Origin of the sequence: Amycolatopsis sp. (assembly GCF_035276945.1) — a bacterium.
Lineage (GTDB): Bacteria > Actinomycetota > Actinomycetes > Mycobacteriales > Pseudonocardiaceae > Amycolatopsis_E.
The window spans coordinates 71,758-92,403 of the sequence record NZ_DATELF010000099.1 but is presented as its reverse complement, the minus strand read 5'-3'; the positions used below and the strand labels follow the sequence as shown (position 1 = coordinate 92,403).

General features: G+C 70.9%; 20 protein-coding genes. 16 read left to right on the top strand and 4 right to left on the bottom strand.

Annotation, left to right across the window (positions count from 1 at the left end):
• The first annotated feature begins 196 nt into the window (after positions 1-196).
• Entirely contained in the window at positions 197-391 is a 195-nt protein-coding gene (locus VJT49_RS17275) for a hypothetical protein (protein ID WP_324165851.1), read from the top strand.
• A 94-nt stretch (positions 392-485) separates the two neighbouring features.
• Here VJT49_RS17275 and VJT49_RS17270 read toward each other — a convergent pair whose 3' ends face one another.
• A complete protein-coding gene (locus VJT49_RS17270) occupies positions 486-845 on the bottom strand; it encodes a Scr1 family TA system antitoxin-like transcriptional regulator (protein ID WP_324165860.1) in 360 nt (119 codons plus the stop codon).
• A gap of 578 nt (positions 846-1,423) precedes the next feature.
• Here VJT49_RS17270 and aspS point away from each other — a divergent pair.
• The 5 genes from aspS to VJT49_RS17245 all read left to right on the top strand — a co-directional run bounded on the left by aspS (position 1,424) and on the right by VJT49_RS17245 (position 7,693).
• Positions 1,424-3,199: an aspartate--tRNA ligase gene (gene aspS / locus VJT49_RS17265; RefSeq protein ID WP_324165850.1), complete on the top strand. Its 1,776-nt coding sequence runs from the start codon at positions 1,424-1,426 to the stop codon at positions 3,197-3,199.
• A gap of 3 nt (positions 3,200-3,202) precedes the next feature.
• Complete coding sequence (locus tag VJT49_RS17260) at positions 3,203-4,141, top strand: DUF389 domain-containing protein (RefSeq protein WP_324165849.1); 939 nt, start codon at positions 3,203-3,205, stop codon at positions 4,139-4,141.
• Positions 4,142-4,197: 56 nt separating this feature from the next.
• A complete protein-coding gene (locus VJT49_RS17255; protein WP_324165848.1) occupies positions 4,198-5,409 on the top strand; it encodes a phosphotransferase in 1,212 nt (403 codons plus the stop codon).
• A 149-nt stretch (positions 5,410-5,558) separates the two neighbouring features.
• Complete coding sequence (locus VJT49_RS17250) at positions 5,559-6,356, top strand: SGNH/GDSL hydrolase family protein (RefSeq protein WP_414636000.1); 798 nt, start codon at positions 5,559-5,561, stop codon at positions 6,354-6,356.
• The gene (locus VJT49_RS17245) at positions 6,332-7,693 is read left to right on the top strand and encodes a replication-associated recombination protein A (RefSeq protein ID WP_324165846.1); all 1,362 of its coding nucleotides are present in this window, start codon (positions 6,332-6,334) and stop codon (positions 7,691-7,693) included. The genes VJT49_RS17250 and VJT49_RS17245 overlap by 25 nt, the downstream gene beginning before the upstream one ends.
• Here VJT49_RS17245 and VJT49_RS17240 read toward each other — a convergent pair.
• Genes VJT49_RS17240 through VJT49_RS17230 form a run of 3 tightly spaced genes read right to left on the bottom strand, consistent with a single transcriptional unit; the run spans position 7,612 to position 11,133 of the window.
• Positions 7,612-8,763: an S-adenosylmethionine:tRNA ribosyltransferase-isomerase gene (locus VJT49_RS17240; RefSeq protein WP_324165845.1), complete on the bottom strand. Its 1,152-nt coding sequence runs from the start codon at positions 8,761-8,763 to the stop codon at positions 7,612-7,614. The two genes, VJT49_RS17245 and VJT49_RS17240, sit on opposite strands and share 82 nt — an antisense overlap.
• Entirely contained in the window at positions 8,760-9,434 is a 675-nt protein-coding gene (locus tag VJT49_RS17235) for an SDR family oxidoreductase (RefSeq protein WP_324165844.1), read from the bottom strand. Before VJT49_RS17235 ends, VJT49_RS17240 begins: the two co-directional genes overlap by 4 nt.
• A 22-nt stretch (positions 9,435-9,456) precedes the next feature.
• Complete coding sequence (locus tag VJT49_RS17230) at positions 9,457-11,133, bottom strand: sigma-70 family RNA polymerase sigma factor (protein WP_324165843.1); 1,677 nt, start codon at positions 11,131-11,133, stop codon at positions 9,457-9,459.
• A gap of 21 nt (positions 11,134-11,154) precedes the next feature.
• On the opposite strand from VJT49_RS17230, the gene VJT49_RS17225 reads away from it, so the two are divergent.
• From VJT49_RS17225 to VJT49_RS17180, 10 genes are all read left to right on the top strand, one after another.
• Entirely contained in the window at positions 11,155-12,123 is a 969-nt protein-coding gene (locus VJT49_RS17225; protein ID WP_324165842.1) for an NAD(P)-dependent oxidoreductase, read from the top strand.
• A gap of 97 nt (positions 12,124-12,220) precedes the next feature.
• Positions 12,221-12,628: a DUF948 domain-containing protein gene (locus VJT49_RS17220; RefSeq protein WP_324165841.1), complete on the top strand. Its 408-nt coding sequence runs from the start codon at positions 12,221-12,223 to the stop codon at positions 12,626-12,628.
• Positions 12,625-12,927: a hypothetical protein gene (locus tag VJT49_RS17215; RefSeq protein ID WP_324165840.1), complete on the top strand. Its 303-nt coding sequence runs from the start codon at positions 12,625-12,627 to the stop codon at positions 12,925-12,927. Before VJT49_RS17220 ends, VJT49_RS17215 begins: the two co-directional genes overlap by 4 nt.
• Positions 12,928-13,015: 88 nt before the next feature.
• Positions 13,016-15,679, top strand: coding sequence for an alanine--tRNA ligase (gene alaS, locus VJT49_RS17210; RefSeq protein ID WP_324165839.1), 2,664 nt, complete (start codon positions 13,016-13,018; stop codon positions 15,677-15,679).
• A gap of 26 nt (positions 15,680-15,705) precedes the next feature.
• On the top strand, positions 15,706-16,164 hold the full coding sequence (gene ruvX / locus VJT49_RS17205) for a Holliday junction resolvase RuvX (RefSeq protein WP_324165838.1): 459 nt from the start codon (positions 15,706-15,708) through the stop codon (positions 16,162-16,164).
• The gene (gene mltG / locus VJT49_RS17200) at positions 16,164-17,765 is read left to right on the top strand and encodes an endolytic transglycosylase MltG (protein ID WP_324165837.1); all 1,602 of its coding nucleotides are present in this window, start codon (positions 16,164-16,166) and stop codon (positions 17,763-17,765) included. The genes ruvX and mltG overlap by 1 nt, the downstream gene beginning before the upstream one ends.
• Before the next feature lie 7 nt (positions 17,766-17,772).
• Positions 17,773-18,600: a shikimate dehydrogenase gene (locus VJT49_RS17195; RefSeq protein ID WP_324165836.1), complete on the top strand. Its 828-nt coding sequence runs from the start codon at positions 17,773-17,775 to the stop codon at positions 18,598-18,600.
• A gap of 39 nt (positions 18,601-18,639) precedes the next feature.
• On the top strand, positions 18,640-19,218 hold the full coding sequence (locus VJT49_RS17190; RefSeq protein ID WP_324165835.1) for a GrpB family protein: 579 nt from the start codon (positions 18,640-18,642) through the stop codon (positions 19,216-19,218).
• 14 nt (positions 19,219-19,232) lie between these two features.
• Positions 19,233-20,174 (top strand): D-2-hydroxyacid dehydrogenase family protein, encoded by a 942-nt coding sequence (locus VJT49_RS17185; protein WP_324165834.1) that lies wholly within the window; start codon positions 19,233-19,235, stop codon positions 20,172-20,174.
• A gap of 165 nt (positions 20,175-20,339) precedes the next feature.
• Entirely contained in the window at positions 20,340-20,522 is a 183-nt protein-coding gene (locus VJT49_RS17180; RefSeq protein ID WP_324165833.1) for a hypothetical protein, read from the top strand.
• Positions 20,523-20,646 lie beyond the last annotated feature (124 nt).

The window sequence follows — 20,646 nt, the reverse complement described above, 5'->3', positions numbered from 1 at the left end:
ACCCTCACGGCCAGGCCCAGGCCGCCCACCCGGATCACCAAACACAACCCGCGCCGCCGTATGCCACGTCGGAAAAACCACCAAAACGGACACAACGACCACGACCACAACGAAACAACCACCTTAAACAACAAGCTTAGCTCGCGCGCGGCCAGGGCCGATACAGCAGACGAGCCAGCGCATCCACCGCGAACTGGTGGACCACCTGCGTCGCGGGGCCACGGTCATGGTGGCCGTTGTGGTCGAGGTGACGATCTACGCGCGGGAGGAGTCCGAGATTTTGCCGCTTGGCCGGAAGACCGCGCGGGTGTTGGCCGAGCACGCGGCGCTGGCGCTGACCCTGGACGGGGACACTGTCGTGATCAACCGCGACAAGTATGCCGACTCGTAAGCCATCAGCGGTGCGCGGCGGCCACCCGGCCGAGGATGGCGCGAGCGTCGTCGCGTTCGGCGGCGACCTTCCACAGGCGGTCGGTGAGCTGGCGTTAGATCGCCACTTCGTCGGCGTCTTCGATGCGGATTTCGGCGGTGATGTTCTCGACCAGTGCCACGTCGTCGAGCAGCCAGTAGCCGTGCATGGGCAGGTAGGGCATGGCCCGGTCCAGCGGAAGTACGCCGAAGCGGATCGAGGGCATCCCGATCAGCGCGGCCAGGCGGTCGAGTTGGGCGGCCATCACGTCCGGCGGCGCGACCGAGTACCGCAACGCCGCCTCGGCGACCAGGATTTCGATCGTCTTGCTGGTGTCGTAGAGCACGTTCTGCCTCGCCATCCGGGTGGCCACGGCGGATTCGTGCCTGGGCGCGGCACCGCTTGGCGGAGACGTGACGTCTCCTCCGGCGGTCAGCGCTGGCGTGGTAGCCCGTGTCGATTGGGTGCCCTCGCGCCCGACTCGGGCGCGAGGGCACCGGCATTCGATACGGCTGCGCGCTACCCACGCAGCTTGATCAGCAGAACCGACGCGGCCAGCACTTCGTCGGGGTACAACCCGACCGTGACAAACAACGGGTGGGGAACCTTGCCCGGCGTGATCTCGACCATCCGGCGTGCGTGAGTGGCACGCCCGGTGGCTGGCCGCCGAGCATCCCGAACTGGTCCGGAAGTATCGCGAACTCTATGGCTCGGGCGGCTACGCCGACGGCCGGTACCGGCGGCTGCTCGCGGCGCGCGTCGGGCCACTGCTGCGGCGGTACGGTTTCGGTCGGTCCCGCGCCGAACCAGCCCCGCGCCTGTCCAGCCCTCGCGAGGCCGGACAACCGGCCGCGACCGGAGAGCCGGACGGTGCGCAGCTGAAGCTCCTCCAGCTCGTTCCGGAATGCGATAGCAAAACCTGGTGGCGTTCACCCCCCTGGTGTTCGTTAGCCTTGGCTGTCGGCGAAACGCCTGCTGATGGACTTCCCAAAGGAATCGAGGAGAGCGACCCCCGTGCTTCGCACCCACAAAGCCGGCACCCTGCGTGCCGAGCATGCCGGTCAGACCGTCACGCTCACCGGGTGGGTGGCCCGGCGGCGGGATCACGGCGGGGTGATCTTCATCGATCTGCGGGACGCCAGCGGGGTCGCCCAGGTCGTCTTCCGCGAGGGCGAGATGGCCGAGCTCGCTCACCAGCTGCGGTCGGAGTTCTGCGTCCAGGTCACCGGCGAGGTCGCGCGACGGCCGGAGGGCAACGAGAACCCGGAGATCGCCACCGGCGCCATCGAGGTGCTCGCGACGGCGCTCGAGGTGCTGTCCTCCTCCGCTGTGCTGCCCTTCCCGATCGACGACCGAGTGGACGTGGGCGAGGAGGTGCGGCTCAAGCACCGCTACCTCGACCTGCGCCGCAACGGGCCGGCCCGCGCGATGCGGCTGCGCAGCGAGGCCAACCGGGTGGCCCGCGAGGTGCTGCACACGCAGGACTTCATCGAGGTCGAGACCCCGACGATGACCCGCTCCACGCCCGAGGGCGCCCGCGACTTCCTGGTTCCGGCGCGGCTGCGGCCCGGGTCGTGGTACGCGCTGCCGCAGTCGCCGCAGCTGTTCAAGCAGCTGCTGATGGTCGGCGGCCTCGAGCGGTACTACCAGATCGCGCGCTGCTACCGGGACGAGGACTTCCGCGCCGACCGGCAGCCCGAGTTCACCCAGCTTGACATCGAGATGAGCTTCGTCGACCAGGACGACGTGATCGCGGTCGGTGAGGATGTCATCGCCGCGTTGTGGCGGCTGGTCGGCTACGAGGTGCCGCGGCCGATCCCGCGGATGACCTACGCCGACGCGATGGCCAGGTACGGCACCGACAAGCCGGACCTGCGCTTCGGGCTCGAACTCACCGACCTCACCGCGTTCTTCGCCGACACCCCGTTCCGCGTGTTCCGGGCCCCCTACGTCGGTGCCGTGGTGATGCCCGCCGGCGGAAGCCAGCCGCGGCGGCAGTTCGACGCCTGGCAGGAGTGGGCCAGGCAGCGCGGTGCGAAGGGTTTGGCCTACGTCACGGTCGCCGAGGACGGCACCCTCGGCGGGCCGGTCGCCAAGAACCTCGCCGAGCACGAGCGCGAGAACCTGGCCGCGGCGGTCGGCGCGAAGCCGGGCGACTGCGTGTTCTTCGCCGCGGACAGGCCCGGCGCGGCCCGCCAGCTGCTCGGCGCGGCCCGCGTCGAGATCGGGCACCGGCTGGGCCTGATCGACGAGAGCGCGTGGTCGTTCGTGTGGGTCGTGGACGCGCCCCTGTTCGAGCCGGTCGACGAGACCGACGACGTGGCCGTCGGCTCCGGCAAGTGGACCGCGGTGCACCACGCGTTCACCGCCCCGGCCCCCGAATGGCTCGACAAGTTCGAGTCCGACCCGGGCAACGCGCTGGCCCACGCCTACGACATCGTGTGCAACGGCAACGAGATCGGCGGCGGCTCGATCCGTATCCACCGTGCCGACGTGCAGAAGCGCGTCTTCGAGGTGATGGGCCTGTCGGAGGACGAGGCTCAGGAGAAGTTCGGCTTCCTCCTCGACGCCTTCGCCTACGGTCCGCCGCCGCACGGTGGCATCGCGTTCGGCTGGGACCGCATCACCATGCTCCTGGCCGGCGCTGATTCGTTGCGGGACGTCATCGCCTTCCCGAAGACCGGCGGCGGTTACGACCCGCTGACCGGCGCCCCCGCGCCGATCACCGCCCAGCAGCGCAGGGAGGCCGGCGTGGACGCGAAACCGGCGGTGAAGCCCGCCGAGGGTTGAGCCGTGCTGCGCCTGCGGGTGGTGTGCCCGCCGGAGAAGTCCGACGACCTGCTGGCGACGCTCGGCAAGCAGCCGGGCACCGCGCACGTCCTGGTTCACCGGGGTGCCGCCGTCACCCCGTCCGGTGATTTGATCGAGGCGGACGTCGCGCGTGAGGCCGCCGACGAGATCGTGGACCTGCTGTGCGGCCTCGACCTCGACCACACCGGTGGCATCACCCTGGAATCGATCGACACCGCGCTGTCCGACGCCGCCGACCGGGCCGAGGAGGAAGCGCCCGGCGAAGGCGCGGATGCCATCGTCTGGCAGGAGCTGCTGGGCCGGACGGGCGAGGAATCCCGGCTCAACGTCACCTTCCAGGCGTTTCTCACCATTGCGTGCCTGCTGGCCTCGGTCGGTGTGGTGACGGACTCGCCGGTGACGATCGTCGGCGCGATGGTGGTCGGGCCGGAGTTCGGTCCGCTCGCCGCCATCGCCGTGGGGCTGGTGCTCCGCCGCTGGGACCTGGTGCGCCGCGCGAGCCTGGCGCTGTCCGTCGGGTTCCCGCTGGCGATGGTGGTCACCGCGGTGGTCACGTGGGCCTCCGAGCTGGTCGGGTTGCTCGATGTGGACGCGCTGGGGCGGGGGCGCGCGGTCGACTTCGTCTACCAGGTCGGCTGGTATTCGCTGATCGTCGCGCTGCTCGCCGGCGCGGCCGGCATGCTCGCGATGACCTCGGCGAAGTCGGCGGCGCTGGTGGGCGTGTTCATCTCGGTGACGACCGTGCCCGCGGCGGGGTACGCCGCGGTCGCGGCGGTCACCGGGGACTGGACCCGCAGCGTGCTGTCGGTCGGTCAACTCGTGGTCAACCTGCTCGGCATCGTGGTCGCGGCGGCCGCCGTGCTCGCCCTGCGGCGGCGGAGCAGGCGCCTCGGCGAGCACGGCCGCCCGTTGCGTGGCTGAGCGGCCGTTGAATCGTTAGTGGTCGCCAGGTGGTGCCCCTAGTAGGGTCGAGGACGATGACCGTGGACACGTTCGGGGACGTCCCAGACGCGCCGGCCGGAAGGCCGGGAGGACAAGGGCAATCCGTCGAAGCGGCGGTCGCGGCGGGGGAGGCCGTGCTCGCGCACCGTTTCGGCAGTGCGATCGCGCTGATCGAGCCGGAGCTGCTGCCTGGCAGCGGTCCTGCCACCGTGGTTCGCGCGAGGATCGCCTCGTCACCTTTCGGGCTGCCCCGCACCCTGGTGATCAAGCACTACCCGGCACCACCGGTGCCCGGCGTCGCCGACCCGTTCGCCCAGGAGGCGGTCAGTTACCAGCTGTTCACGGCGCTGTCGGCGGAGGACCGGATGTGCCCGGAACTGCTCGGCCACTACGGCCGGGAACGCGTCCTCGTCGTCGAAGACCTGGGCCGTGCCCCCACGTTGCAGGACAAACTGTGCGGTGAAGACGCCAGGGCGGCCGAGCGCGCGCTGCTGTCGTGGGCGCGGTCGCTGGGCCGGATGCACGCCACCACGGCGGGCCGGGAAGCGGACTTCGACGCGCTGTTGCGGCGGCTCGGCGGTCCGGTCAAGGAGAAGGACGTGCTCGCCGCCGCGTGCGTGCGGTTGCCGGGGCTCGTCGAGGAGTCGTTGCGCGTGCGCATGCCGGGGGAGGTGCGCCGGTTCGGTCAGCGGGCATTCGAGCGGGCCTACTCGGCCGCCTACCGCGCGTTCAGCCCGGCGGACCTCAGCCCGGACAACAACCTGGTGACCAGCGGTGGGGTCCGGTTTCTCGACTTCGAACGGGGCCGCGTGCGCAACGCGCTGCTCGACGTCGTGCAGCTGCGGGTGCCGTTCGCCTCGTGCGGCGACCCCATGGCGCTGCCGGCCGGGATGAGCGAGGCCATGGTCGCCGCGTGGCGCGCCGAGGTGCGCGGGATCTGGCCCGCGCTGTCCGACGACGAGGTGCTCACGGCGAGCCTGCTGGACCATCAGCTGGTGCTCCTCGGACACCGCACGGTGGAGAACCTGGCCAAGGGCACGGCGACCGAGGTGATCACCCGGCAGGGCGTGACGGTGCGGCCTGCTGACCGCCCGGCCGCGCTGGTCAGCTGGTGGCGAGATCTCGGCGGCTACGCCGCGCGCGCCGGGCACGAGGCTCTCGCTGCCTACGCGCGCGACGTCGCCGAGGCCCTCGACCAGCGGTTCGGGCCCGGCCTGGCGCTGCCGCTGTACCCGGCCTTTCACTGAGGTTCCCCAGGTTTCTCCTAGCGGTCTTCGGGTCGTTACCCGGCGATCACCGCTGGTGAGTGTGCGTGCCCGAGGGTCTAGACGTGACCGCGGTGAGCGAGCAGATCCCCCTGACCGACCCGATTCCCCGCCGTGCCCGGCGCCTGGCCGTGCTCGGCGATTCCACGGCCGTGGGCCTCGGCGACCCGGTGCCCGGCCGCGGCTGGCGCGGTGTCGGGCCGTTCGTGGCGCAGGCACTGGGTGTCGAGCCGGACGGCTACCTGAACACGGCCTTCACCGGCGCGCGGATGCGCTGCCTGCCTACCGACCAGCTGGCGGCGGCGGTCGTGCACCGGCCCGACGTGGCGGTGGTGATCGTCGGCATGAACGACACCCTGCGCTCGGACTTCGATGCCGGTGCGATGGCCAGGGATCTCGATCACGTGATGCGGACCCTCGCCAAGCTGGGCACGACCGTGGTGCCGGTCCGCTTTCACGACCACGGCCGGGTCTTCCGGCTGCCTGGCCCGCTCTACCGGGCGTTGAAGGCGCGCATCGACGAACTCAACGAGGTCATCGAGGGTGTGGCGCGGCAGCACGCCATGCCGTGCCTGGATCTGGGCAGCCTGGCCGGCGCCTACGAGCTTTCGTCGTGGAGCGTCGACCGGCTGCATCCGTCGGAACTGGGCCACCGCATGCTGGCCAGGGCGCTCACCGAACTGCTCGCCGAGGAGGGCTTCATCCTGCGCGAACCGGTGAGCCTGGTGTGTTCGGGCGGAACCCGGCCCCGCACCATCGACCACGTCGCCTGGCTGGTGATCAAGGGCATCCCGTGGCTGTGGCGGCGTGGGCGTGACCTGCTGCCCCACGCGGCGGCGATCATGATCCGCTCGGCGCGTGCCCGGCGCACCAGGATGTCGGTGGACGCCATTACCGTGGAAGGGTGCAGGACGAACTCTTCACGGTGAACCCTGATCTGGTGCCGCCGGACGATGTCCCCGAGCCCGGCGGCCCCACGGTCGCGCCGGGTTCGCCGCTGGCCGTGCGGATGCGGCCGCGCTCGCTGCACGAGGTCGTGGGCCAGCAGCACCTGCTGGCCGACGGCGCGCCGCTGCGCAGGCTGGTGGAGGGCGCCGCACCGGCCTCGGTCCTGCTCTACGGCCCGCCCGGCACGGGCAAGACGACGCTGGCGAACCTGGTGTCCACCGCCACCGGGCGCCGGTTCGTCGCGCTGTCGGCGCTGTCGGCCGGGGTCAAGGAGGTCCGCGCGGTCATTCAGCAAGCACAGCGCAGGCTCCAGTACCAGGCCGAGAACACGGTCCTGTTCATCGACGAGGTGCACCGCTTTTCCAAGACCCAGCAGGACGCGCTGCTGGGCGCGGTCGAGGACCGCACGGTGTTGCTGGTCGCCGCGACCACGGAGAACCCGTCGTTCTCGGTGGTCTCGCCGCTGCTGTCGCGGTCGCTCGTGCTGCAGTTGCGTCCGCTGACCGACGAGGACGTGCGGGAGCTGATCCGGCGCGCGCTCGCCGACGAGCGGGGCCTCGGCGGAGAGTTCGAGCTGACCGCCGAAGCCGAGGAGCACCTGGTCCGGCTCGCCGGCGGTGACGCGCGCCGGGCGCTGACCGCGCTGGAGGCGGCCGCCGACGCCGCTGCGGCCACCGGGCGGCACGAGATCGGCCTGGCCACCGTGGAGTCCACTGTGGACAAGGCGGCGGTGCGCTACGACCGGGACGGCGACCAGCACTACGACGTGATCAGCGCGTTCATCAAGTCGATCCGCGGGTCCGATGTGGACGCCGCGCTGCACTACCTGGCCCGGATGATCGAGGCGGGGGAGGATCCGCGGTTCATCGCGCGGCGGCTGGTGGTACACGCCAGCGAGGACGTCGGGATGGCCGACCCGACGGCCCTGCAGTCGGCGGTGGCGGCCGCGCACGCGGTGCAGTTCATCGGGATGCCCGAGGGCAGGCTCGCGCTCGCCCAGGCCACCGTGCACCTGGCCACCGCGCCGAAGTCCAACGCGATCGTCACGGGCATCGACGCGGCCTTGGCCGACGTGCGCGCGGGGCGGATCGGCACGGTCCCGCCCCACCTGCGCGACGGGCACTACGCGGGGGCGGCCAAACTCGGCAACGCGCAGGGCTACCGCTATCCGCACGACGTCCCCGAGGGGGTTCTCCCGCAGCAGTACCCGCCCGACGAACTCGTCGGTACCGACTACTACCACCCCACCTCGCGCGGCGCCGAACGCACCCTTTCCGAACGCGTGCCCAGGCTCCGGCGGACTGTTCGCGGCGGCTGAGCCTGGCGTTCGACGGCCTGTGATGCGGGGAGGAAGAGGGTCGAGTCGCCGAACTCGTGCCAGAGGTAGCGGTGCTCGACAGCGGCTTCATAGGCGGAAGCGACGAGTTCGCTCCCCGCGACGGCTTCGAGGAGCAGCAAGTGGCTGGCCTCGGGCGCGTGCAAACCGGTGACCAGTCCGGTCACGACGCGGGCTGGATGGCCAGGATCGACCACGAGATCCGTCCAGCCGGCGGCTTCGTCCACCGCGCCGTCTGTTCGTGCGGCGCTTTCCAGCGCGCGGACCACCGTGGTCCCGACGGCGACCACCCGGTGTCCGGCGTCGCGCACCGCGTTCACCAGCCGCGCGGTCGAGCCGGGCACGCGGAACCGTTCCGCGGTAGGGGGTTCGTGCAGTTCGGGGCTGGAAACACCGGCGTGGAGGACGATCGGCGCGACGGTCACGCCGCGCGCCATCAGGCGGACCAGCAGGCCGGCCGTGAACGGGCGGCCCGCGCTGGCCATTTCGGCGCTGCCGGGTTCGGTCGCGTAGACCGTCTGGTAGTCGCCGAGCGGGTAACGGCCGCCGAGGTAGCCGTAGCCGATCGGCCGGCCGTGCCGGGGCAGGTAGGCCTCGGCGGCGACCCGCGGGGCAGGGCTGGCCTGCCACAACCGGGACACTTCCGCGTCAGGATCGGGATAGGGCGCCAGGAGCCGCAGCCGGACCCCGCCGGGCAGGTCGAGTTCCTCGCCCACGGCCATGCTGAGATCCGGCCCGCTCGCGTCGGCGAGCCGGATCTCCACCACCCAGTCGCCGTTGTCGAGCGGGGTGGAGACATGGACGGGGACCGCCCCCGCGCCCCCGCTGGGGGCAGGTCGCCGGACCCCCTCCACGGCCGCGGGCAGGGTGGCCGACGTGTTCACCACGACAAGATCACCGGGCGACAGGTGCTCGGGGAGGTCGTGGAAATGCCCGTGTTCGATCCGTTCCGGCGCGGCGACGAGCAGGCGGACCCCGTCGCGGGTAAGGCCGCGGCGTTCCGGCGGGCTCGTCGCCTCGCTGTCCGGCGGCAGGGCGAACTGGATGGTCATCGGGCCACCTCGGCGGCGCGGTACCGCCCGCTCGGCAGGTCCTCTTCGATGAGGCGCAGCAGCGCGGGCACCACGGTTTCCGGCGCCGGCCGGTCGGAAATGTCCTCGCCGGGGAAGGCCCGCTGGTGCAGGTCGGTGTTCATGTCACCCGGATCGCAGGAATAGACGCGGACGTCCGGTTCCTCGGCGGCGAGGATCGCGGTCAGCTGGTCGAGGGCGGCCTTGGACGACCCGTAGCCACCCCAGCCCGCATAGGGTTCGACGGCCGCGTCGGAGGAGATGTCGATGACCCTGCCCCGGCTCTTTCGCAGGTGGGGCAACAAAAGCTGGATCAGCGCGAGGGGTGCGAACGTGTTGACGGCATACACCCGCTCTAGTTCGGACAGCGGGTAGCCGGCCAGCCGCGGTTGCGGGCTGGGGCCGAGCGTGCTCGCGTTGTTCACGAGCAGGTCCAGACCGTCCTTTGTGGTCTCGGCGAGCCGCGCCCGGTGTCCCGGGTCGGCCACGTCACCGGAAATCGTGGTGACAACGGGGAAATCCGCGAACGCCTTTTCGAGCCGATCGCCGTCGCGGCCGTCGGCGACGACGTGCCAGCCGCGCCGCGCGAGCCCGGTGGCCAGTGCCAGGCCGAGCCCGCGCGAGGCGCCGGTGATCACTGCTGTGTTCTTCATGGGCCCAGCATGAAACCTCAAGTTAACTAGAGGTCAATGACGAATCTTCCGGTACCACGGCGGGATCGGTCGGCCGCTGCCGCGTCGCGTACTGCGGAACGGGCGCGCCGTCATCGCCGGTGTCGCGGACGAGTCCAAATCGGACACGCCCTTGCTTCGGGTCCGGGGTGGGCGCGGTCGTGATGTCGGCGGTGACCTGCGCCCAGGTGACCGGGGTCGCGGTGATGTTGTAGTCGGCGCCGCGTTCGTTGTTGGTCAGCGTGACTTCGCCGTCGAGGTAGAAGAACTCGTTCTGCCACATCTGCTGCGTGCCGTCGGGCAGCGTGATGTAGCCCTTGCCGGGCTCGCCCATCCAGGTGTTCGCGGCCGGGCCGCCGGGCTTCGCGTCGTCCATCCGCCGGAACCCGCCCGAAGCGACGTGGAACAGCCTGCCCTGCAGGCCGGTCCAGGTCGGCATCACCATCCCGCCCGGCCGGTTGAAGAACGCGATCTCGTAGCGGACCTGGAGGTAGCCCTGCCCGCGCAGGGTCACGTGCTCGCCGCGGTGCATCATCACGTACCTGCCCGCGATCCACCCGGGCTGCGGATCCAGGTAGTTGCCCGCCACCGCGGTGACCGTGCCCTCCGGCCGGTGCGGGAGCGGACCGGGCCGCTGGCCCTTCGGCGGCGCCGGATCGGCCTGGTCGACGTTGCTGCCGTAGACCGGACCCGCCTTCGTGGTCGTGGCGGGGGAGGCGTTCGCGGACGTCGACGAGATTGCCGCGGCGGTGGTCCGTACCGGTGCCGGCGTGCCGAGGGCCGCCGGCGGGCCGCCGGACTGGCCGGGCAGGCCGCCGACCACCACGATGCCACCCACCGCGACCGCGGCGGTCGTGGCCGCGGCGACGGCGATTTTCCCGCTGACCAGGCCGCTCAGCTTGCCCAGAAACGCATGACCCGCGCCCAGCGTGGGCAAAGCGAAGGCGATCGGCAGGGGAACCAGCGCCAGCCCGGCCAGCAGCGCCTCGGCGGGAATCTGCCTTTCCCAGCAGCGCCGGCAGAAGTCGCATTCCCGGGTGTGCCGCGCGAAGCGCTTGCGCCACACCGCCTCCGGCGTGCGGTCCCAGCGGGCCGCGACGGCCGCGAGATCCGGGCAGCCGGCGGACAGGGCGCGCACGACCGAGCGAGCCGTCTCCAGCTGCGCCTTCATGCGCTGAATCCGCACCGCGGCATGCTGCGGAGTCAGCTCGAGCGCCGCCGCCAGCTCCTCCCGGGTCAGCTCTCCGGCCGCTTCGAGCCACCACAGCGACAGCAACTGCCGGTCACCGGAGTCCAGCCACCTGGTCGCCTCGGTGACCTCCCGGCGCTGGCCGTCGAGACCCAGTTTCGCGATGGTGAGGTCGACGAAGTCCGCGCCCGGGTCGGCGATCTCGAGGTCGGTCAGGCCGGTGACCGGTTCCCGGCGGCGCCACCGGTCCCGCACCTGCCGCATCGCGATCGTCACCAGCCACGACCGGAACCGTTCGGGATCGCGCAGGGCGGGCAGTTCCCGGACCACCCGCAGCATGGTCTCCTGCACGACGTCGTCCACGTCGGCGTGGCCGTCGAGTGCGCGGCCGACGACGTTGTAGGTCAGCGGCAGGAACTCGGCGATCAGCTCGTCGAGCGCGCGCCGGTCGCCCGTTTGCGCGGCTCGTACCCGCGTGCCCGTTTCCGTCACCGGTCTCCCTTCCGCTTTTCGGTGCCGCTTTTCACTGCCCACCCCCGGCAGACGGTTCCGCGCCGCGCGGATAACGAAAACCGCGCCCATCATCGAGGAAGGCCCCCTCGAGAGGAGCGAAAGATGACGGACAGCACCGTGGCCGTGCTCGGTACGGGAGTCATGGGGCTGCCGATGGCGGCGAACCTGTGCGACGCCGGGCTGAAGGTCCGCGCGTGGAACCGGACCCGGGAGAAGGCCGGGCCGTTGGCCGAACGAGGTGCCGAGGTCGCCGGCTCGCCGGAGCGGGCGGTCGCCGGCGCCGATCTCGTGGTCACCATGCTCGCCGACGGATCCGCGGCGGATGCCGTGAAGGAAGCGATTCTCGGCAGCGAAGCGGTATGGATCCAGGCCTCGACCGTCGGCGTCGAATGGACCACCAGGTTCGCCGAGGTCGCGGAAAGGGCGGGTGTGCCGTTCGTCGACGCGCCCGTGCTCGGCTCTGAACCGGCCGCCGAACAGGGCAAACTGGTCGTCCTCGCGTCCGGGCCCGAGGAACTGCGGGAGCGGTGCGCCCCGGTTTTCGACGCCATCGGCGCGCGCACCGTCTGGGCCGGTCCGACCGGCGCGGGCAGCGAACTCAAGCTCGTCGCCAACGCCTGGGTGCTGGCGCTGACCAACGCCACCGCCGAGAGCATCGGTCTCGCCGAAGCGCTCGGCCTCGACCCGCGGCTGTTCCTCGACGTGATCACGGGTGGAAGCCTCGACGTCCCCTACGCCCATCTCAAGGGCGACGCGATGATCTCCCGCGACTTCCCGGTGAGTTTCGCGCTCCGTCATGCGGCGAAGGACGCGAAACTGGTGCTGGAAGCGGCCGGCCGGAAAGCCGACCTCGCGGGTACCAGGGCCGTGCTGGCGCATCTGGAGTCCGCCATGCGGGCCGGGCACGCCGACGACGACCTGGGCGCGGTCTACTTCGGCGTTCGGGGGAAGCCGCGCTCCGGCGGATAGCGCGAAGCTGATCGAGGACGCCAGGGGTCGCCCGGCCGGGAACGGTGGCGCACGGTAGCCTGACCGGCATTCACCCCCACTGTCCCAAGGAGGGCCCGTGTCGGCAGGGCAGATCGCCGCGCTGATCGCCGCAGGTGCATTCGTGCTGCTCGTGCTGCTGCTGGCGATCCCGTTGATCAAGCTCGGCCGCACGCTCGACGAGGCCACGATCGCGATCCGCAAGGCGCACGAGAACGCCGACCCGCTGCTGATCGGTGCCAACGACACCATCACCCATGTCAACACCCAGCTCGAGCGGGTCGACGGGATCACCGCGAACGCGCAGGCGGTCACCGGGAACGTCTCCGCGCTGTCCTCGGTGTTCACCGCGACCCTGGGCAGCCCGCTGGTCAAAACCGCTGCCTTCTCCTACGGGGTGAGCAAGGCGATCCGGGCGCGGCGCAAGGCCAAGGCGCGCACCGAAGGCCGGCACACCCGCGGCCGGAAGGGGATCGGCAAGTCATGAAGCGCCTGTTCTGGCTCGGCGTCGGGGTCGCGGCCGGGGTCGTGCTGTCCCGCAAGGCGACGCGAACGGCTCGTCAGGCCACGCCGGCGGGGTTAGCCTCGAATCTGGGGGAGGCCGTCGGCGAGCTGGCCGGCGCCATCGGTTCGTTCGGCGCGGACGTGCGCGCCGGGATGAGTGAGCGGGAGCAGGAGCTGCGCGACATGGTGGAGAAGCGGTCCGGGGTCGCCACGGGGCGCGCGGACGAGGGACGGCACGCCGCCCGTCCGCGCCCGCCGCGAGCGCGCCGGGCGGAGGGCTGACCCCGCACGCGCGGGCAACAGCCCTCCGCCGCTGCCGCCAACGACTCCAGGCGCGGCCCCTCCTGCCGCCCGGCCCAAGGAAAGACCAGTGGAAACACACGAGATCAACAAGCGATTCATCAGCCACTTCGAGCGCAACGGCCACACGCCGGTCCCGAGCGCCTCGCTCATCCTGGACGACCCGACGCTGCTGTTCGTCAACGCGGGCATGGTCCAGTTCAAGCCGTACTTCCTGGGCGAGGTCCCGCCGCCGTACCCGCGCGCGACGAGCATCCAGAAGTGCGTCCGCACCGGCGACATCGACGAGGTGGGCAAGACCACCCGGCACAACACGTTCTTCCAGATGGCCGGGAACTTCTCCTTCGGCGACTACTTCAAGGAAGGCGCCATCTCGCTGGCCTGGGAGCTGATCACGAAGTCCGCCGCCGACGGCGGGTTCGGCTTCGACCCCGGCCGGATCTGGGTGACCGTCTACGAGCACGACGCCGAGACGGCCGCGCTGTGGCGCAAGGTCACCGGCATCCCCAGCGAACGGGTCCAGTTCCGCGGCGCCGAGGACAACTACTGGGACATGGGTGTGCCGGGGCCGGGCGGGCCGTGCTCGGAGATCTACTTCGACCGGGGCCCGCAGTACGGCCGCGAGGGCGGTCCCGCCGTGGACGAGGACCGTTACCTCGAGATCTGGAACCTGGTGTTCATGCAGGACATCCGGGGCGAGGGCAGCCCGAAGAAGGGCCACCCCGTGCTCGGTGAGCTGCCGAAGAAGAACATCGACACCGGGATGGGCGTCGAGCGGGTCGCCTACCTGTTGCAGGGCGTGGAGAACGTCTACGAGACCGACCTGGTGCGCCCGGTGATCGCGCGGGCCGAGGAGTTCTCCGGCCGCCGTTACGGCGCCGACCACGCCGACGACGTGCGGTTCCGCGTGATCGCGGACCACGCCCGCTCGGGCGCCATGCTCATCGGCGACGGCGTCACCCCCGGCAACGAGGCCCGCGGTTACGTGCTTCGCCGCCTGCTGCGCCGCATCGTGCGTTCGGTGCGCCTGCTGGGCGTGCACGAGCCGGTGCTGACCGAGTTCGCCGCCGTGGTCCGCGACGCGATGGCGCCGTCGTACCCGGAGATCGCCCGCGACTTCGACCGGATCAGCGAGGTGATGCGGGTCGAGGAGGAGGCGTTCCTGGCCACGCTGACCAGCGGTGTCCGGATCTTCGACCTGGCCGCGGCGGAGACGAAGTCCTCCGGCGGGGAGATCCTGGCCGGGGACAAGGCGTTCCAGCTGCACGACACCTACGGCTTCCCCATCGACCTGACCCTGGAGATGGCGGCCGAGCAGGGGCTTTCGGTGGACGAGGACGGTTTCCGGACCCTCATGGAGGAGCAGCGCCAGCGCGCCAAGGCCGACGCGGCCGCGCGCAAGCAGGGACGCGGCGACCTTTCGGTGTACCGCGAGCTGCTGGAGCGGCACGGCGAGACCGGCTTCCTCGGCTACACCGACCTGCAGGCCACCGCGAAGGTGATCGGCCTGCTCAATGAAAAGGGAGTCGGGGTGTCCTCCGCGAAGGAGGGCACCAAGGCCGAGCTGGTGCTTGACCGCACCCCGTTCTACGCCGAAAGCGGTGGCCAGGTCGCCGACACCGGGGTGCTGGTCGGTTCCGGGGTCGAACTGAAGGTTCTCGACGTGCAGAAGGTCGTGCCCGGGCTGTTCGTGCACCGGGTTGAGGTGGTCGAGGGTGAGGTCGGCATCGACACCGAGCTGACCGCGTCCGTCGACGGCACCCGGCGCGCCTCGATCTGCCGCTCCCACTCGGCCACCCACCTGGTACACGCCGCGGTGCGCGGCGCCTACGGCCGCCGGGCCGCGCAGGCGGGCTCGCTCAACTCCCCGGGCCGGATGCGGTTCGACTTCACCACACCGGGCGCGGTGTCGGCGGACGTGCTCACCGAGGTCGAGGAGGAGGTCAACGACTACCTTCAGACCGACGCCGAGGTGCAGGCCTACGTCACCACGAAGGACAAGGCGCTCGAACTTGGCGCGATCGCGCTGTTCGGCGAGAAGTACGGCAACGACGTGCGCGTGGTCGATATGGGCGATTACTCGCGCGAACTGTGTGGCGGCACCCACGTCGGCCGGATCGGGGAGCTCGGCCTGGTCAAGCTGGTCGCCGACGCCTCGATCGGGTCCGGGGTGCACCGCGTCGAGGCGCTGGTGGGCACCGACGCGCTCCGTCACGTCCGCAAGGAGCAGTTGCTGGTCTCCCAGCTGGCCAACACCTTCAAGGTGCCCACCGACCAGCTGCCGTCCCGCGTGGAGGACGTGCTGACCCGCCTCCGGAACGCGGAGAGGGAGATCGAGCAGCTGCGCACCCGGCAGGTCCTCGGTTCGGCCGGCTCGCTGGCCGGCAAGGCGCAGGACGTGCACGGTGTGGCGCTGGTGGCCGAGCGGCTCGACGCCGACGTGGACGCTTCGGCGGTGCGGGCGCTGGCCTCCGAGGTGCGCAACCGGCTCGGCTCGCGGCCGGGCGTCGTCGCGCTGTTCGCGTCCCAGGGCGGCAAGGTGAGTTTCGTGGTGGCCACCACCGCGGCGGCCAGGGACAGGGGACTCGCGGCGGGCAAGCTGGTGCCGGCGTTCGCGCCCGCCGTCGGCGGCCGTGGCGGCGGGAAGCCCGACCTGGCCCAGGGCGGCGGCAGCGATCCGGCCGGTGTCGACCGCGCGATCGCCGCGCTCCGGGACGCGGTCGCCGGCGGGTGAGGACGTCTCGACCCGACCGGCCCGGGATGGCGGACCCCGGGCCGGGCCGTCGTCTGGGCGTCGATGTCGGTTCCGTCCGGGTCGGTGTGGCGCTGAGCGATCCCGCCCCCGTGCTCGCCACCCCGCTGGTTACCCTTTCCCGTGATGTGCACGGCGACAGCGACCTCGCTCAACTTTCACGACTCGTCTCGGACCATGAGGTGGTGGAGGTGATCGTCGGGCTGCCCAGAACCCTCGCGGATCGCCACGGCACCGCGGCCGAGATCGCCGTGGACTACGCGGCCCGGCTCGCCGAGCGGATCGCGCCGGTGCCGGTCCGGCTGGCTGACGAGCGGTTGACCACGGTGAGCGCGTCGCGCATGCTGTCGCAGCGCGGAGTCAAGGGACGTAAGCAGCGTGCGGTGGTCGACCAGGCCGCCGCGGTGGAGATCCTGCAGGGCTGGCTGGACGGCCGGGCCGCCTACCTGGCACGGGAGGGCCGCTGATGAACGGCGAACCTCCCCAGCGCCATCCGCGTCAGGGCGGCAGGCACGCACGGCGGGAACAGCCGCCACCCGGCCGCCCGCCGTCGCCGGGCCGTCCCGTGCCACCGCGCACCCCGCCCCCGCCACGGCACCAGCGCCCTCTGCCCCAGGAGCGGCCGCTGCCGCCGCAGGAGCGCGCGATGCCGCCCCGACCGGTCCGCCCGGCACCTCCGCAGGCGCGGGAACCGCGGGAGCCGCAGCGACCGGTGGACCAGCCGCCGCCCGCTCTCCGGCGCGCGCGGTCCGCCGACGACGGGCTCGGCCTGTTCGACGAGCCTCCCCCACCTCGTCGTGGTCGGGGTCTTCCGGCCGACGAGAGCCCCACCGAGATCATTCATTTCGTCGACGACGACGACTTCGACGAGGACTACCTGGACGACTACGTCGAAGACGAGCGGGCCGAGCCCGAGTACATCGAGCCCGCGGAGGGCTTGGAGGCGCCGCCGAAGCCCCGGCGCAGGGCGCTCAAGTGGGTGGCCGCGCTCGCCGTCATCGCGCTCATCGGCGGCGGTGCCTGGTTCGGCATCGAAAAGATCTTCGGCTACGACGACTACGAGGGCGCCGGCGAGTCGGACGTGGTGATCCAGATCGGCGATGGCGACTCGACCAACGCCATCGGCACCGAGCTGGTCAACGCGGGTGTGGTCGCGAGCGCGAAGGCGTTCGTCAAGGCGAGCGAGAACAACGCGAAGGTCCTCGGCCTGCAACCCGGCTACTACGTGCTCAAGACGAAGATGTCCGGGGCGGCGGCCGTGGCGAAGCTGACCGGGAACGACTCGCGGGTCGGCGAGCTGCAGGTCCGGGCGGGCACCCAGCTGGACGACGTCACCCAGCCCGATGGCTCGGTCACGCCCGGGGTGCTGACCCTGCTGTCCAAGGCGTCCTGCGCGACGCTCAACGGCAAGAGCACGTGTGTGTCCGTGGACGACCTCCGCAAGGCCGCCCAGTCGGCGGACCTGACCGCCATGGGCGTGCCGGACTGGGCGGCCTCGGTCGCCTCGAAGAACCCCGACGTCCGGCGGATCGAGGGACTGGTCGCGCCCGGCGTGTACGACGTGCGGCCCGGCTGGGACGCCAACCAGGTGCTCGGGTTCGTGCTCAGGTCCTCGGCCACCAAGGTCCAGGCGGCCGGGCTGGCGGCGTCCTCGAGCGTGCAGGGCCAGACGCCGTACCAGGTGCTGATCATCGCCTCGCTGATCGAGCGGGAAGGCGTGCAGCAGGACTTCGAGAAGATCTCCCGGGTCATCTACAACCGGCTGGCCAAAAACACCCGGCTGCAGCTGGACTCGACGGTGAACTACCTGCTGGACAAGCCCGTGGTCACCACCACCGACGAGGACCGCGGGCGTCCCGGCCCCTACAACACCTACTCGGTGAACGGACTGCCGCCGACGCCGATCAGCTCGCCGAGCCCGGAGGCGATCCAGGCGGCGTTGCGCCCGGCGGACGGGGACTGGGTGTTCTTCGTGAAATGCGAGAAGAACGGCCTGTCCTGCTTCGCCGTGACCCCGGCCGAGCACAACCACAACAAAGAGGTCGCGAGGCAGAACGGTGCCTATTAAAGCCGGGGTGCTGGGGAAGCCCATCGGGCACTCGCTGTCGCCCGTGCTGCACTACGCCGCCTACCGCGAGCTCGGGTTGCCGTGGACCTACGAGCGGATCGAGGTCGACGCGGCGGGCCTGCCGGTGTTCGTCGGGGGGCTGGGCCCGGAGTGGGCGGGGGTGTCGGTGACCATGCCCGGCAAGCGGGCGGCCCTGGAGTTCGCCACCGGGGCGACGCCTCGCGCGCGGGCGGCCGGCGCGGCGAACACCCTGGTACGGCGGGAGTCCGGGTGGTTCGCGGACTGCACCGACGTCGACGGGGTGGTGGGCGCGTTGCGCGCCGCGGGCGGGTTCGCCGCCCCACCCGGCTCGACCGGCGTGATCCTGGGTGCGGGCGGCACGGCCACGGCCACGGTCGTGGCATTCGCGGAGCTGGGCGTGAAGCGGGCGCGGCTGGTGGTGCGTGATCCGGCCCGCGCCACGGAAGCGGTGGCGGCGGCCGAGCGCGCCGGGGTGGGCGTCGAGGTGCTCACCTGGTCCGCCACGGATTTCGCCGAGCTGGTCGGCGATGCCTCGGTGCTGGTGAGCACGGTGCCCCCGGCTGTGGTGGCCGAGCAGGCCGCCGTGTTCGCGCAGGCGCCGTGCGTCCTGGACGTCATCTACCATCCGTGGCCGACGCCGCTGGCCGAGGCCGTCACCGCGCGGGGTGGCCGGGTGGCCACCGGGCTGGACATGTTGCTGCACCAGGCTTTCGGCCAGGTCGAGCAGTTCACCGGGCTCGCCGCGCCGCGCGAGGCGATGCGCGACGCACTGCGCTCGGTGACGGAAAACATTTTGCCGCTGCCTCTGGCCTGAGCTACCTTGGCCTGCTGCCCCAAAGGACAAGGAAGCAGCATGGCGAAGACCGACCGGGCCGGCTACCGCGAGGACGAGATCAAGGCGTCTTTCGTCGGCGAAGTACCGGTGCTCGATTCGACGGTCACCTTGCACGAACACGACCCCGCGTGGCCAGGGCTGTACGAACGTGAGGCCGAACGGATCCGCGGCCTGCTGGGCGATCGGGTCGTGCTCCTGGAGCAGGTCGGATCCACCTCCGTGCCGGGCCTGTGCGCGAAACCGGTGATCGACGTGTTGCTCGTCGTACCCGATTCCGGCGATGAGCAGAGCTACCTGCCCGCCCTGGAAAGGGCGGGCTATCGCCTGGTGATCCGGGAACCGCAGTGGCACGAGCACCGCTGCTTCAAAGGCCCGGACACCAATATCAACCCGCACGTCCTCTCGCCGGGGTGCGACGAGATCGACCGTTACCTGACCCTCCGGAACCACTTGCGACGCAACGAATCCGATCGTGCGCTCTACGCCAACACCAAGCGGGAACTGGCTTCCCGGACCTGGAAACACATCCAGAACTACGCCGACGCCAAGAGCCCGGTGATCGACGACATACTCGCTCATGCGAGAAGCTCAGCGTGAGCTAGCGTGAGGGCATGAAGATCGCCATTCTCGACGACTACCAGAACGTCGCGCTGAGCCTTGCGGACTGGGATTCGCTGGGCGCCGAGATCGAGGTGTTCACCTCCTACATCGGCGATCCCGACGAATTGGTCAAGCGGCTGGCCGGGTTCGAGGTCGTCGTGGCGATGCGCGAGCGCACCAGATTTCCCGCCGAATTGCTGGCCAGGCTGACCGATCTGCGGCTCCTGGTCAGCACCGGGCGGCGGAACGCGGCGATCGACCTGGCCGCGGCGCGCCGGTACGGCATCGTCGTGTGCGGAACCGGTTACCTGCCGCACCCGACGGCGGAACACACCTGGGCGCTGATCCTCGCGGCTGTTCGCCACCTGGACACCGAACTGCCCGCGATGCGCGCGGGCGGCTGGCAGACCACGGTCGGCACTGGTCTGAGTGGCCGCACGCTCGGCCTGCTGGGCCTGGGCAATCTTGGTTCCCGGGTGGCCAGGGTTGGCCAGGCGTTCGGCATGGAAACCATTGCCTGGAGCCAGAACCTGACCGTGGAGCGGGCCGCCGGGCACGGCGTGACCGCGGTGTCCAAAGAGGACTTGTTCGCCCGTTCGGACGTGCTGTCGATCCATCTCGTGCTCAGCCGCCGCACCCGTGGCCTGGCCGGCCCAGCCGAACTCGCCGCGATGAAGCCGGACGCGCTGCTGGTGAACACCTCCCGCGGCCCGATCGTGGACGAGGCGGCGCTGCTGGACGCGTTGCGGCGCAAGGCGATCGGCGGCGCCGCCCTCGACGTGTTCGACATCGAGCCACTACCGCCCGACCACCCGTTGCGTGGACTGGACAATGTGACCCTCACCCCCCACCTCGGCTATGTCACGCGCGATGTGTACGAGATCTTCTTCCGCGACGCGGTCGAAAACATCGCGGCCTGGATCGCCGGATCCCCATTAAGGATCATGACCTGAGTAGGACTACTCAAAGTGCTCGCGATCGCGTGGCGTTTGTGTCAGTATTAGCGCGTTCGAGGGGGGAGGATCCTCGAATGGCGACCGGGGGTAACCGATGATCTCGGGGGATCGGTTGGCCGGTCGCTTGTCCGGAGCACTGATGATTCATGGGGAGAGATCGTTATGACCGCACCGACCGACGCCACCAAGCCGGCCGAGAGCGAGCCGGCCGTCACCGAGAACGGGACCGAAAACGGCACTGACAACGGCCTGAACGTCCCGCCGCCGCCCTCGCAGCCGGGGGGTGGCCACGTCCATACGCCCGCGTGCGGGGGCGGCGGTTGCATCAACGACAAACCGGCGTGATTGTTTACCACGGTAGCCGCCTTGGAAGCCTGATGTTGACGACCCGATGGTCGCGCTGCGATCGTCGGGTCGTCACCTGGTTGCTGGACTCAATGGTGGTTGCGGCGGGCGTCGTCCTCGGTAC